Annotated in this window: 1 pseudogene; it reads left to right on the forward strand. The window is 48.3% G+C overall.

From position 1 onward, the window contains the following. Positions 1 to 507, forward strand: a pseudogene (locus tag R7R24_RS30670) (transporter); the annotation flags it as partial.

Genomic DNA, 507 nt, shown 5'->3' on the forward strand with positions numbered 1-507 from the left:
GGAGTCGATACACCAACTGAAGGGGTAAAACGCCGCTTTGGTAACACTAACGAGCAGTTTTTCACTTGGGTAATCATTCCGTTAAGTGTGATTAACGCGGGTGTTTGGCTAAACGGTTTGGGTGTGTTTGCTTCTGCGGTATTTAATGCCGACATCGTGACTACTATTTGGGTGACTGGCCTTGCGGTATTGGCTATCTCATTGCTGAGTGGTGCGTGGGGCGTAGTGGCGTCGGACTTTATTCAAACGCTGGTTGTTGCGGTTATCTCCATTGCTTGTGCGGCAGTTGCATTATACGTCGTTGGTGGCCCTGGCGAGATCGTTGAGAACTTCCCTGGTGGCTTCATCATGGGCCCAGATATGAACTACCCACTACTGTTAGTTTGTACGTTCATCTTCTTCGTAGTGAAACAGCTGCAAAGTATCAACAACATGCAGGAGTCTTACCGTTTCCTTAACGCGAAAGATTCGAAAAACGCAAGTAAAGCTGCGCTGATGGCGCTTGTG

It is taken from the genome of Vibrio sp. 704, assembly GCF_033339295.1.